Below are 11933 nucleotides of genomic sequence, written 5' to 3'. Positions count from 1 at the left end.
TCCTTGCAGCCGTGCTCGGCCAGCAACTCCCTGCTGGCTCGGCGGTCGTAGCCACGGTCCGCGTACAGCCGCGCGGCGGTGTTGGATGCGTCGATGACCTCCGGGAGGGTATTGCCATCATCCACATTAGCGGGCGTGACCTTGTAGCGCCGGATGAGCTTGTAGCGCGCATCGACGTTGGCGTGCAGCTTGTTGTCCAGCGCGCCTCGCAGTCCTTGTGGCTGCTCTTCTTCGCGCCCCACTCCAGCGGCACGGCGCCCTGCTGGACGAGAGCCTTCTCTTCCTTGTCGAGGTGCTGGATGGGCGCACGCACGATGGTGGCGTCCACGATCTGACCGCCCCTCGGGATGTAGCCCTGGGCCTGCAACTGCTGCTGCACCGCATCGAAGATCGCCTGCGCGCCAAGCCCGCCCTGCGCGAGCCGCTGCTTGAACAGCCAGACCGTGCGCGCGTCCGGGATGCGCAGCTCGTCGGCCAGGCCGCAGAAGCGCTGGAAGCTGCGTGTCGGATACGGAGGCCGCCCGCCCTTGCTGCGATCGGGCCTGGGGCAGGCCGCATCCACTGCAGCCGCCACCTGCTCGAAGTCCACCAGCTCGCCCATGCGCTCCAGGCTATCGGTGTACTGTGTCTTCTTGCTGCTCATCCCCGCATCATGCCGCAGGGGCGGTTTCTAGAAGCTCCCTTGGGCAGTACCTGCACCAGCCTGCCGGATGCTAGATACCGGTTCACATCCCACTCGGCGCGCATGACGATGCCCAGTCCGTCCAAGGCCCAGTTGACCGCGATCTCGCCGTCGTTGGTCGTGACGTTCCCGCGCGTCTTGATCGACTCCGTGTGCTCCTTGGCCCCGCGCCCGGTGGTCAGCCTCCACAGTCCGTAGGCCTCGTCGCCTTGCCGGATGCCGATGCAGTTGTGGCTCATCAGGTCGCGCGGCTCCTTCGGATGGCCGTGGCGGGCCAGGTAGTCGGGCGAGGCGCACAGCACGCGCCGGTTGGGGGCGACGCGCCGCGCGATCACCCGGGCATCCGGCGGCTCGCCAAAGCGGATGCAGACGTCAAAGGCATCGTCACTGAGCGGTGGCGGATTGACGGAGAGCTGGAGCTGCACGTCGACGTCCGGGTACTGCTGCACAAAGCGTGAGACGACCGGCGAGACATGCGATCGGCCGAAGCCGAGCGTCGCGTTCACGCGCAACAGGCCCTTGGGCGTGCCCTTCTGTGAGCTCAGCAGTTCCTGCAGGTCGTCGATCTCGCGCAAGATGCGCCGCGCATGCTCCACGAGCACCTCGCCCTCCGGCGTCAAGCTCATGCGCCGCGTGGTGCGGTTCACCAACGCCACGCCCAGGCGCTTCTCCATCTGCGCCAGGTGCTTGCTGACGGCGGCGGTGGTGATCCCCATGTCGCGTCCGGCCGCGCTCAGGCTGGGGCTGCTGGCCAGCTGTGTGAAGAAGCCGAGTTCGGCGGGTTGGAGGGACGCAGACACGGCATCAACCTTTAAATCCAAGTTAATAGTGGATTCACTTTAGGCCTGCTTCTCGGGGGTGTCCAGTCCCTACAGTCCCACCTCATTCGCTCACCGACTTTGGAGACACCGAGATGAAGACCTACCAGATCGCAACGATTCCCGGCGACGGCATCGGCAAGGAAGTGATCCCCGCAGGCCGCCAGGTTCTGGAAGCCCTGGCGAAGGCTGACGGCTCCTTCGCGTTCGAATTCGAGAACTTCGGCTGGGGCGGTGACTGGTACCGCGAGCATGGCGAAATGATGCCCGCCGACGGCCTGGACGCGCTGCGCGGCAAGGACGCGATCCTGTTCGGCTTCGCGGGCGATCCGGACATCCCGGACCACATCACGCTGTGGGGCCTGCGCCTGAAGATCTGCCAGGGCTTCGACCAGTACGCCAACGTGCGCCCGACCCGGATCCTTCCCGGCATCGATGCGCCGCTCAAGCGCTGCGGGCCCGAGGACCTGAACTGGGTCATCGTGCGCGAGAACTCGGAAGGCGAGTACTCGGGCGTGGGCGGCCGCGTGCACCAGGGCCACCCGCTGGAGGCGGCCACCGACCTGTCGATGATGACCCGCGCCGGCGTCGAGCGCGTGATGCGCTTCGCGTTCAAGCTGGCCCAGTCCCGTCCGCGCAAGCTGCTGACCGTCGTCACCAAGAGCAATGCGCAGCGCCACGCCATGGTGATGTGGGACGAGATCGCGCTGCAGGTCTCCAAGGAGTTTCCGGACGTGACTTGGGGCAAGGAGTTGGTGGACGCCGCCACCGCGCGCATGGTCAACAAGCCCGCCACGCTCGACACCATCGTCGCGACCAACCTGCACGCCGACATCCTGAGCGACCTGGCGGCGGCGCTGGCCGGCAGCCTCGGTATCGCGCCCACCGGCAACATCGATCCCGAACGCCGCTACCCCTCGATGTTCGAGCCGATCCACGGCTCCGCCTTCGACATCATGGGCAAGGGCCTGGCCAATCCGGTCGGCACCTTCTGGTCGGTGGTCATGATGCTCGAGCACCTGGGCGAGCAGGCCGCGGCCGAGCGCGTGATGCGCGCCATCGAGAAGGTCACTGCCAACCCCGCGCTCCACACCGGTGACCTTGGCGGCCGGGCCACCACGGCCCAGGTGACGCAAGCCGTCTGCGAGCTGATTGCCGCGCCGGCACAGCGCCGCGCCGCCTGAACGCCTTCCCCCGCCCACCCCGGGCCGAGGTCCGCCGCAACACGGCGCGACCTCGGGGCCGCGCCCTGCGCGCCCGACCCGGACTGCAAGGACCACCGACCATGAACCAGGACGACGCGCAGCGCCTGCTGCGGCGCATGTTCGACGCCGCGATCGCCTCGGCCCAGCCGCGGCTGCGGATCCCGGACTTCCTGCCGGCGCCGCCCCGGGGCCGCCTGATCGTCATCGGCGCGGGCAAGGCTTCCGCCGCAATGGCCCAGGCCTTCGAGAGTCACTGGCCAGGGCCGCTGGAAGGGCTCGTCGTGACCCGCTACGGCTACGCAGTCCCTTGCGAGCGCATCGAGATCGTCGAGGCCGCGCACCCAGTGCCGGACGCAGCCGGCGAGCGCGCCGCGCGCCGCATGCTGGAGTTAGTGAGAGGCCTCACGGCCGACGACCTGGTGCTGTGCCTCCTCTCCGGCGGCGGTTCCTCGCTGCTGCCCCTGCCGCTGCCGGGCCTGACGCTACAGGACAAGCAGGCGGTCAACCGCGCGCTGCTCAGGAGCGGCGCGACCATCGCCGAGATGAACTGCGTGCGCCGCCACCTGTCGGCCATCAAGGGTGGCCGTCTGGCCGCGGCCTGCAGCCCGGCGCGTGTGCTCAACCTGCTCATCTCCGACGTGCCCGGGGACGACCCGATCGACATCGCCTCCGGCCCCACGGTGCCCGACCCGACCACCTGCGCCGATGCGCTGGATATCCTGCGCCGTTACGGCATCGAGGTGCCGCCGCGGGTGCTCGAGATCCTGCACAGCGGCGAGGGCGAAACGCTGAAGCCCGGCGACCCGCGACTGCCGGAGATCGAGACCCGCTTCATCGCCACGCCGCAGCAGGCGCTGGAAGCCGCGGCCGCCGTAGCGCGCGAAGGAGGCATCGCGGCCCACATCCTCGGCGACGCGATCGAGGGCGAGGCGCGCGACGTGGGCAAGGTCCTAGCCGGAATCGCGCTGCAGGCGGCCGGCCGGGGCCAGCCCTTCGAGCTACCCTGCGTGCTGCTGTCCGGTGGCGAGACCACCGTGACGGTGCGCGGGAGCGGCCGGGACGGGCGCAACGTGGAATGCCTGCTGGCCCTGGGCCTCGCGCTCGACGGCGCCCCGACGGTCCACGCCCTCGCAGGCGACACCGACGGCGTCGATGGCCAGGAGGAGACCGCCGACGCGCTCTGGGCCCCCGACTCCCTCACACGCGCCTGGGCCCTCGGCCTGCGGCCCCGCGACGCGCTCGCCGACAACGACGCCCACGCCTTCTTCGAGGCCCTGGGAGACGCCGTCATCACCGGCCCGACCCTCACGAACGTCAACGACTTCCGTGCCGTTCTCGTCACCGGCCCTGCAGGCCCTTTCCGGAGACCCTGACATGCGACGCCATCGCAATGCAAAGATAGTCGCTACGCTGGGCCCTGCCAGCAGCACCCGTTCCGTCATCGAGGCGCTGTTCGACGCGGGCGCGGACGTGTTCCGGCTCAACTTCAGCCACGGCAGCCATGATGACCACCAGCGCCGCCTGGACCTGATCCGCGCGATCGAGCGCGAGCGGGGCCGCCCGATCGGCGTGCTGCTCGACCTGCAGGGACCGAAGCTGCGCATCGGCACCTTCGCGCAAGGGCCGATCCAGCTGGCCGAGGGTGCGGGCTTCCGGCTCGACCTGGACACGAAGACGCCCGGGGACGCGACGCGTGTGCCGCTGCCGCATCCCGAGATCTTCGCCGCGCTGGAACCGGGCGCCGACCTGCTGCTGGACGACGGGCGCGTGCACCTGCGCGTCGAGCGCCACGGCCGGGACTTCGCTGAGACGCGCGTCGTGACCGGCGGCCATCTCTCCGAGCGCAAGGGCGTTAACGTGCCCGGCGTGGTGCTGCCGCTCTCGGCGCTGACCGAGAAGGACCGTTGCGATCTCGACTTCGGCCTCACGCTCGGCGTGGACTGGATCGCCCTGTCCTTCGTTCAGCGGCCCGAGGACATCGCCGAGATCAAGGAGATCGTCCAGGGCCGCGCTTCCATCGTCGCCAAGCTGGAGAAGCCCTCGGCGATCCAGAGCCTCGCGGCCATCGTCGAGGCGTCGGACGCGGTGATGGTCGCCCGCGGCGACCTGGGCGTGGAGATGCCGGCCGAGCAGGTGCCCTCGCTGCAGAAGCTCATCGTGCGCACCTGCCGGCAGGCCGGCAAGCCGGTCATCGTCGCGACGCAGATGCTGGAGTCTATGGTCAGCGCGCCGGTGCCCACGCGGGCCGAGGCCTCGGACGTGGCCACCGCGGTCTACGACGGCGCCGACGCCGTAATGCTCTCGGCCGAGTCCGCCTCGGGCAAGTACCCCGTCGAGGCGGTGCGCATGATGGACGGCATCATCGCCCGCACCGAGGCCGACGAGCACTACCACCAAGCCATCCAGGCCTCGCACACCGCCCCTCGCGCGGAGGCCGCCGATGCCATCGGCTATGCCGTTCGCCATGTTGCCCGGCTACTCAAGGTCCCGGCCACCGTGGCCTACACCAGCTCAGGCTATTCCGCACTGCGCATGGCCCGCGAGCGGCCCCAGGTGCCCATCCTCGGCATGACGCCGCGCGTGGCCACCGCGCGCCGGCTCGCGCTGGTCTGGGGCGTGCACTCGGTGCTCTGCCACGAGGTGGTGGACGTGCCCGAGATGACTGATCTTGCGGGCCTCACCGCGCGCCGCGAGGGCTTCGGCGAAGTGGGCCAGCCGATCGTCATCTCCGCCGGCCTGCCCTTCGCGGTGGCGGGAACGACCAACCTGCTGCGCATCGCGCAGGTGCAGTGAGGCGGTGAACGGCATGCCCGAGCGCCGGTCCCCGCCCGTGCGCGAGTGGAACGTTCTCGCGCCCACGTCCCCCGCCGGCTTCCCCCATGAACCCTGGCCGCCCGCCGGGTTGTGCTTTCTAGATCCCGGGGCGCTCCGCGCCCCGCTCCCAGAGGAGACAACGATGACTGCACCTTCCACCCACGGTCGCCTCGCGACCCGCAACACGACCCGCCGCACCGTCCTGGCCCTTGGCATCGCCGGGCTGTGTGCCCTGAGCGGGACCTCCGCCCTGGCGCAGGCCTGGCCCGCGCGGCCCATCACCCTGGTCGTGCCCTTCGCGGCCGGCGGCACGACCGACGTGCTGGCCCGCGCGCTGGGCGACAAGCTGCGCCAGTCGCTGGGCCAGCCCGTCATCATCGAGAACAAGCCGGGCGCCGGCGCGACCCTGGGCGCGGCCGGAGTGGCCAAGGCCCGGCCGGACGGCCACACGCTGCTGATGGGCGCGGTCCACCACACGATCGCCACCAGCGTCTACAAGACCCTCCCCTACGATTTCGAGAAGAGCTTCGCGCCGATCACCACGGTGGCCCTCGTGCCCAACGTGCTCACGGTCAACACGAGCACGCCCGCGAAGACCGCCCAGGAGCTGATCGCCTCGGCCAAGACTTCCTCGGGCGGGCTGACCTACGGCTCCAACGGCGCGGGCACGCTCCAGCACCTGATCGGCACGCAGTTCTCGGCCGAGACCGGCGTCGATCTCGTGCATGTGCCCTATAAGGGCAGCGGCCCGCTGGTTACGGACCTGATGGGCGGCCAGGTCACGATGTCCTTCGACACCGTCACGCCCGTGCTGCCGCACATCAAGGCCGGCAAGCTGCGCGCGCTGGCCGTCACCACCGCGAAGCGCTCCTCCGCGCTGCCGGACGTGCCGACGCTGGAGGAGAGCGGGCTCAAGGGCTTCGACCTGGGCACCTGGTTCGGCGTGCTGGCCCCGGCCGGAACGCCCCCGGAGGTCGTCGCCCGGCTGAACGCGGAGATGGTCAAGATCATCCAGTCGCCGGACTTCCGCAAGCGCATGGAGGAGATCGGGGCCGAGCCGATCGGCAACACCTCGGAGCAGATGCGGCAGCAGATCGCTGCCGACACGACGCGATTCGCCCGCTTGGTTAAGGAGCACCAGATCAAGAACGATTGAGAGCGGTACCCGCGGGCTTGCTCGGTCGGCGAGCGCGGCTCCGCGGTTCCAGCCCCCTTTGAATCCCGGATCCAAGCAAGGACGGCGGCTGTCTTTCCTCAAGGCTGCCGCCGTCGAAACGACAGTTGTTGGAGTTGGACAACCTGGCCCAGGGAGGGGCACGGACTATAGCGATTTGCAGGCAGGCCTTGGGGTCGAAAGGCCACCTACAGGTCCGCGGACCGCGCTGCTGCCCTCTGAGGAGGCCGACATAATTTTTCATAAAAGTGCATAAAAGCTGTGGCGCCCTCCACAAGCGCCAGTGAGCCCCAGGCCGCGCGAACGATGTGCGACATGGGAAGCAAGGGAGTGCTCTCCAGGATGGATGCAGGCCCGTCCACCTCAAAACATGCGTGAAATGCCTCACGAGACAGACAGCGCCCTCCTGCCGGAAGGCCCGGGATGCCGCTCCAGTTCTGCTGCCGCGGCTGATCCGGCGGGGCTGCTGTCAGTACGATGGGGGAGGTACACATTGAGGTGCCATCCTTTTGCGTGGGCCGCTCCCTGGGCAGCCGACGCAAGTTGTTGACACTAAAAGGTTTTTTCTTGGTGGAGCAAGAGCCAGGGGCATCTCAGTAACAACGCCCCCTTCGTCTCGACCTAGAGGCGGCGCACCCTACTTCTTGAACGACTGCCGGAACCGCTCGACGAACTCGGCGGGACGCTTGTTGTAGTACCGGTTCAACATCCGCCGGTCCGTATGCCCGGTCACCCAGCCGATCTCGGCTTCGCGCAAGTCGGTGCGCTCGAACAGCCGGCTGGTGCCCTCATGGCGCAGGTCGTGCATCCGCAGATCCTGGCATTGCGCTCGCTTCAGCGCACGCCGGAAGGCGAGCTTGACGGTGTTGACGTTCGTGTCGAAGACGAGCTCGCCCGCGCGCGGCTGGGTCGCCAGGATGCGCCGCGCGCGCAGCGTCAGCGGCACCATGCGGGGCCGCCGGTTCTTCGTGATGGCGCCCGGCAGCTCCAGGTAGCCCTCGTCGAGCCGCACATGGCTCCAGCGCAGCTTCACCATCTCGCCCCGGCGCATCGCGGTCTCGATCGCGAAGCTCACGACCGCCCACAACCGCAACCCACCGCGCATCCGCGCCTTCACAGGCGCCTCGGCAGAGCGCCTCTCGCGGGCTTCTCGCGTGGCCTCGGTCACGTTCGCCTTGCGCTGCACGTACCAGTGCGGATAGCGGCAGGCGCGCAGCAGCGCCTGCTGCTCGGTCTGAGGCATCTCCAGCAACGCCGCGGCCTCCGGATCGTGCACATAGAGCTCACCGGCCTGCTTGCGCCGGCTCGCCGCCCTGCCCTGACCCGGCTCGGGGACGCCGTCGATCATCACGACGTGCCGCTCCGCCAGGCGGCGGTCGCGCTCGTCACCGGGCTCCGGATCGGGTCGTCGCACGAGCCGCCCCGAGGCCGGGTTCTGGACCAGTTGCACGCCCCACTCGGCGCGCGCAACGCTGATGACACGGGCGATCAGCTCGAGCTCCTTCTTGACCGTTGCTCCCTTGACCACCTGCCGGCGCTCGTCCCGATAGCCGGCCACGTCCGCGGGCTTGAGCAGTGACATGCGGATCGCGGCGAGCGGATGCTCGCAGAGCCGGGCGATGCGCACGCAGTCCGCATCGTGCCTGTCGCGCCCGGCGAGCCGCTCGGTGCGGTAACGGCGCAGCAGGTCGCCGAGCGTGTTGCGCTCGGCCTCCCTGTAATCGACGAACTCCCGCTTGACGATCTCGCCTTCGCGCGCGGCCGCCCACTCCTCGGCGAGGTCCTTGCGCGGGAAGGTCTTGACGAGCGCGGGGGCGCCCTGACGACGGATGCGCACCTCCCAGCTGCCACCGGGCGCACGCGAGCAGCGCACGTCCGCATGGCCGGCGGCCGCGAGCCGGGCGGCAGTGGCCTGGGCCTGCTTCTGCGTGGAATGGACGGAGGCAAGCTCGGGCTTGCCGGCGACAATGACGCGCCACGCGCTGCGGCGGCGGATGCTGGCCATCGGAGGAGCTCCTTGTACGTTTGAGGTCCAGGAGTCCAGTGGCGCAAATTTGGCGCAAACGCACCAGCGCGCCGGCCCAATGGGCTGGTGCGGGAACGTTCGGGAAGAGGAGCGGAAAGGAAAAAGCCCCGTAAATCAATGACTTACGGGGCTTCTCTGTTTGGTGGGTGGTACAGGGATTGAACCTGTGACCCCTGCCGTGTGAAGGCAGTGCTCTACCGCTGAGCTAACCACCCGGGAATCCGGTCTTCGCTGCGTCTGTCTTCGTCAGCAGCGAAGAACGCTATTGTGGCACAGTTTCCTGGCGCCACAAGGTCTTTCCCCCAGAATTTTTGTCAACTTCTGCAAGGACCGCCTCGTGGGCCGCCAGTTCCTCGGCGGTGGCGCACAGCACCGGCAGCGTGAACTGGCCGAAGTCGATGCGCTCGAGCTCCAGCGTCTCGGTCCGCTCCTCGCCCGCGTCGATAACCAGGGACTCCTGGCCGCGCGTCATCTGGATGTAGACCTCGGCCAGCAGCCCCGCGTCGAGCAGCGCGCCGTGGAAGGTGCGGTTGGAGTTGTCGACCTCCAGGCGGCGGCACAGCGCGTCGAGCGAGTTGGCCTTGCCGGGGAACATCTCGCGCGCCATCTGCAGCGAGTCGGTGATCTGCGCCACCTGCTCGACGAAGCGCGGCCGGCCGAGCCGGCGCAGCTCGGCATCCAGGAAGCCGACGTCGAAGGCGGCGTTGTGGATGATGATCTCGGCGCCCGCGAGCCAGTCCATCAGCTCGTCGGCGACCGCCGCGAACACCGGCTTGTCGGCGAGGAACTCGTCGGTCAGGCCGTGGATGCGCACCGCGTCCGGATGGCTCGACCGCTCGGGGTTCAGGTAGAAGTGCTTGACCTCGCCGGTGAGGCGGCGATTCACCATCTCCACGCAGCCGATCTCGACGAGGCGGTCGCCGCCCTCGGCGCTCAGGCCCGTGGTCTCGGTGTCGAGGAAGATCTGTCGGCTCATGCGCGGCTCAGTGGTTCTCGCGGGCGTGGTTGATCGTGTACTTCGGGATCTCGATCGTCACGTCCTGCTGCGCGAGGATGGCCTGGCAGCTCAGGCGCGACTGCGCCTCCAGCCCCCAGGCGCGGTCGAGCAGGTCCTCCTCGCACTCGTCGAGCTCGTTGAGCGAGTTGAAGCCCTCGCGCACGATGACGTGGCAGGTGGTGCAGGCGCAGCTCAGGTCGCAGGCATGCTCGATCTCGACACCGTTGTCGAGCAGCGCCTCGCAGATCGAGGTGCCCGCCGGGGCCTCGATCTGCTTGCCCTCGGGGCAGTATTCGGCGTGGGGCAGGATCTTGATGATGGGCATGGGTTCACATCTCCTCGACGCGGCGTCCGGACAGGGCGTCGCGGATGCTGCGGTTCATACGTTCTGCGGCGAAGGCCTCGGTGCCCTTGGCCAGCGCCTCGACGGCGGCCTCGATCGCGTGGTGGTCCTCGCCGCGCGCGGCCTCGCGCACCTGCGCGAGCAGCGCGTCGATGCTTGCCCGCTCCTCGGCCGACAGCAGGTCGCCGTCGCGCTCGAGCGCGGCCAGCGTCGCGAGGTCCATGCGCTCGGCCTCGACGCGCGCCTCGCGCAGCGCGCGCTGGCGCATGTCCTCCTCGGCGGTCGTGAAGCTCTCGGCCAGCATGCGCGCGATGTCCTCGTCGGCGAGGCCGTAGCTCGGCTTGACGGCGACGTTCGCCTCGACGCCGGAGGTCTCCTCGCGCGCCGTGACGTTCAGCAGCCCGTCGGCGTCGACCTGGAAGGTGACGCGAATGCGCGCCGCGCCGGCGGCCATCGGCGGGATGCCGCGCAGCTCGAAGCGCGCGAGCGAGCGGCAGTCGCTCACGAGCTCGCGCTCGCCCTGCAGCACGTGGATGGCCATCGCGGTCTGGCCGTCCTTGAAGGTGGTGAAGTCCTGCGCGCGCGCGGTCGGGATGGTGCTGTTGCGCGGGATGATGCGCTCGACCAGGCCACCCATCGTCTCGAGGCCGAGCGACAGCGGGATCACGTCGAGCAGCAGCAGGTCGGTGCTGTCGCGGTTGCCGGCAAGCGCGTGGGCCTGGATCGCCGCGCCGAGCGCGACGACCTCGTCGGGGTTCAGGTTCGTCAGCGGCTCGCGCCCGAAGAAGGCGCCGACCGCGGCCTGCACGGCCGGAATGCGCGTGGAGCCGCCGACCATCACGATGCCCTGCACCTCGCCGCGATCGACCTTGCCGTCGCGCAGCACCTTGCGCACCGCGGCGAGCGTGCGGTCCACGAGCGGCCGGGTCAGCAGGTCGAACTGCGCGCGGTCGATCTCGACCGCGATCTCGCGCCCGCCCTGCGTGCAGCGCAGCGTGGCCTGCGGCTGGGACGAGAGCTGTTCCTTGGCGGCGCGCGCGGCGACGAGCACGGCGCGCTTGTCCTGGGCGCTGTCGGCGAGCACGCCGGCCTGCTCGAGCGCCCAGTCGGCGAGCAGGTGGTCGAAGTCGTCGCCGCCGAGGGCCGAGTCGCCGCCGGTCGCGACCACCTCGAACACGCCCTTCGAGAGGCGCAGCAGCGAGATGTCGAAGGTGCCGCCGCCAAGGTCGTAGACCGCGTACAGGCCCTCGGAGCCGTTCTCCAGCCCATAGGCGATCGCTGCGGCGGTGGGCTCGTTGATCAGGCGCAGCACGTTCAGGCCGGCGAGCTTCGCGGCGTCCTTGGTCGCCTGACGCTGCGCGTCGTCGAAGTAGGCCGGCACCGTGATGACGGCGCCGAAGATGTCGTCGTTGAAGGTGTCCTCGGCGCGGTAGCGCAGCGTCGCGAGGATCTCGGCCGAGACCTCCACCGGCGACTTCACGCCGTCGCGCGTCTGCAGCATCACCATGCCGGGCGCCTCGACGAACTGATAGGGCAGCTTGTCGCGGTCGACGATGTCGGCGAGGCCCCGGCCCATGAAGCGCTTGACCGAGACGACGGTGTTCTCGGGGTCGCGGGCCTGCTCGGCGAGCGCCTCGTGGCCGATCTGGCGCCGGCCTTCGCCGAGGTAGCGCACGGCCGAGGGCAGGATCACGCGCCCCTGGTCGTCGGGCAGGCACTCGGGCACGCCGTTGCGCACCGAGGCGACGAGCGAGTGCGTGGTGCCGAGGTCGATGCCGACCGCGATGCGCCGCTCGTGCGGATCGGGCGATTGCCCGGGTTCTGAGATCTGTAGAAGGGCCATGGCTCGCAGATGAAGCCCGGCGACCGTGCGG

General features: G+C 69.4%; 10 protein-coding genes and 1 tRNA gene. 4 read left to right on the top strand and 7 right to left on the bottom strand.

Translation table 11 applies throughout. The features are described from left to right. Window positions 1-242 (bottom strand): transposase (locus D3A59_RS26445; RefSeq protein ID WP_240636128.1); only part of this gene is annotated, 242 nt, incomplete at its 3' end. A 397-nt stretch (window positions 243-639) separates the two neighbouring features. Beyond that, window positions 640-1482 carry a LysR substrate-binding domain-containing protein gene (locus tag D3A59_RS19145; protein ID WP_119156929.1) on the bottom strand — a complete coding sequence of 281 codons (843 nt, stop codon included), beginning with the start codon at window positions 1480-1482 and terminating at the stop codon, window positions 640-642. A gap of 113 nt (window positions 1483-1595) precedes the next feature. Here D3A59_RS19145 and D3A59_RS19140 point away from each other — a divergent pair, with 113 nt between their 5' ends. From D3A59_RS19140 to D3A59_RS19125, 4 genes are all read left to right on the top strand, one after another. Further along, entirely contained in the window at window positions 1596-2684 is a 1089-nt protein-coding gene (locus D3A59_RS19140) for a tartrate dehydrogenase (RefSeq protein WP_119156928.1), read from the top strand. Window positions 2685-2785: 101 nt separating this feature from the next. Continuing rightward, on the top strand, window positions 2786-4078 hold the full coding sequence (locus tag D3A59_RS19135; protein WP_119156927.1) for a glycerate kinase type-2 family protein: 1293 nt from the start codon (window positions 2786-2788) through the stop codon (window positions 4076-4078). A 1-nt stretch (window position 4079) separates the two neighbouring features. Further along, on the top strand, window positions 4080-5498 hold the full coding sequence (pyk, locus tag D3A59_RS19130; protein WP_119156926.1) for a pyruvate kinase: 1419 nt from the start codon (window positions 4080-4082) through the stop codon (window positions 5496-5498). 163 nt (window positions 5499-5661) lie between these two features. Next, window positions 5662-6675 carry a Bug family tripartite tricarboxylate transporter substrate binding protein gene (locus D3A59_RS19125; RefSeq protein WP_119156925.1) on the top strand — a complete coding sequence of 338 codons (1014 nt, stop codon included), beginning with the start codon at window positions 5662-5664 and terminating at the stop codon, window positions 6673-6675. Window positions 6676-7330: 655 nt separating this feature from the next. Here the strand turns inward: D3A59_RS19125 and D3A59_RS19120 are convergent. The 5 genes from D3A59_RS19120 to hscA form a co-directional block, all read right to left on the bottom strand. Further along, the gene (locus tag D3A59_RS19120; protein WP_119156924.1) at window positions 7331-8698 is read right to left on the bottom strand and encodes a site-specific integrase; all 1368 of its coding nucleotides are present in this window, start codon (window positions 8696-8698) and stop codon (window positions 7331-7333) included. 161 nt (window positions 8699-8859) lie between these two features. Beyond that, a tRNA-Val gene (locus tag D3A59_RS19115) sits at window positions 8860-8934 on the bottom strand. A 47-nt stretch (window positions 8935-8981) separates the two neighbouring features. Next, window positions 8982-9695 (bottom strand): DNA polymerase III subunit epsilon, encoded by a 714-nt coding sequence (dnaQ, locus tag D3A59_RS19110; RefSeq protein ID WP_119156923.1) that lies wholly within the window; start codon window positions 9693-9695, stop codon window positions 8982-8984. Between the two features lie 7 nt (window positions 9696-9702). Continuing rightward, the gene (fdx, locus tag D3A59_RS19105; RefSeq protein ID WP_119156922.1) at window positions 9703-10041 is read right to left on the bottom strand and encodes an ISC system 2Fe-2S type ferredoxin; all 339 of its coding nucleotides are present in this window, start codon (window positions 10039-10041) and stop codon (window positions 9703-9705) included. 4 nt (window positions 10042-10045) lie between these two features. Further along, window positions 10046-11902, bottom strand: coding sequence for a Fe-S protein assembly chaperone HscA (gene hscA / locus D3A59_RS19100; RefSeq protein WP_119156921.1), 1857 nt, complete (start codon window positions 11900-11902; stop codon window positions 10046-10048). Between the last annotated feature and the right edge of the window lie 31 nt (window positions 11903-11933).

The organism is Caldimonas tepidiphila, from assembly GCF_003569765.1.
Classification (GTDB): Bacteria; Pseudomonadota; Gammaproteobacteria; order Burkholderiales; family Burkholderiaceae_C; genus Caldimonas; species Caldimonas tepidiphila.
The sequence above is the reverse complement of the archived record's forward strand: the minus strand, read 5'-3'. Positions and strand labels throughout refer to the sequence as shown.

Coding starts and splice junctions, on each gene's coding strand:
- D3A59_RS19140 (WP_119156928.1), top strand. CDS start 1,596: ATGAAGACCTACCAGATCGCAACGATTCCCGGCGACGGCATCGGCAAG.
- D3A59_RS19135 (WP_119156927.1), top strand. CDS start 2,786: ATGAACCAGGACGACGCGCAGCGCCTGCTGCGGCGCATGTTCGACGCC.
- pyk (WP_119156926.1), top strand. CDS start 4,080: ATGCGACGCCATCGCAATGCAAAGATAGTCGCTACGCTGGGCCCTGCC.
- D3A59_RS19120 (WP_119156924.1), bottom strand. CDS start 8,698: ATGGCCAGCATCCGCCGCCGCAGCGCGTGGCGCGTCATTGTCGCCGGC.
- hscA (WP_119156921.1), bottom strand. CDS start 11,902: ATGGCCCTTCTACAGATCTCAGAACCCGGGCAATCGCCCGATCCGCAC.
- fdx (WP_119156922.1), bottom strand. CDS start 10,041: ATGCCCATCATCAAGATCCTGCCCCACGCCGAATACTGCCCCGAGGGC.
- dnaQ (WP_119156923.1), bottom strand. CDS start 9,695: ATGAGCCGACAGATCTTCCTCGACACCGAGACCACGGGCCTGAGCGCC.
- D3A59_RS19125 (WP_119156925.1), top strand. CDS start 5,662: ATGACTGCACCTTCCACCCACGGTCGCCTCGCGACCCGCAACACGACC.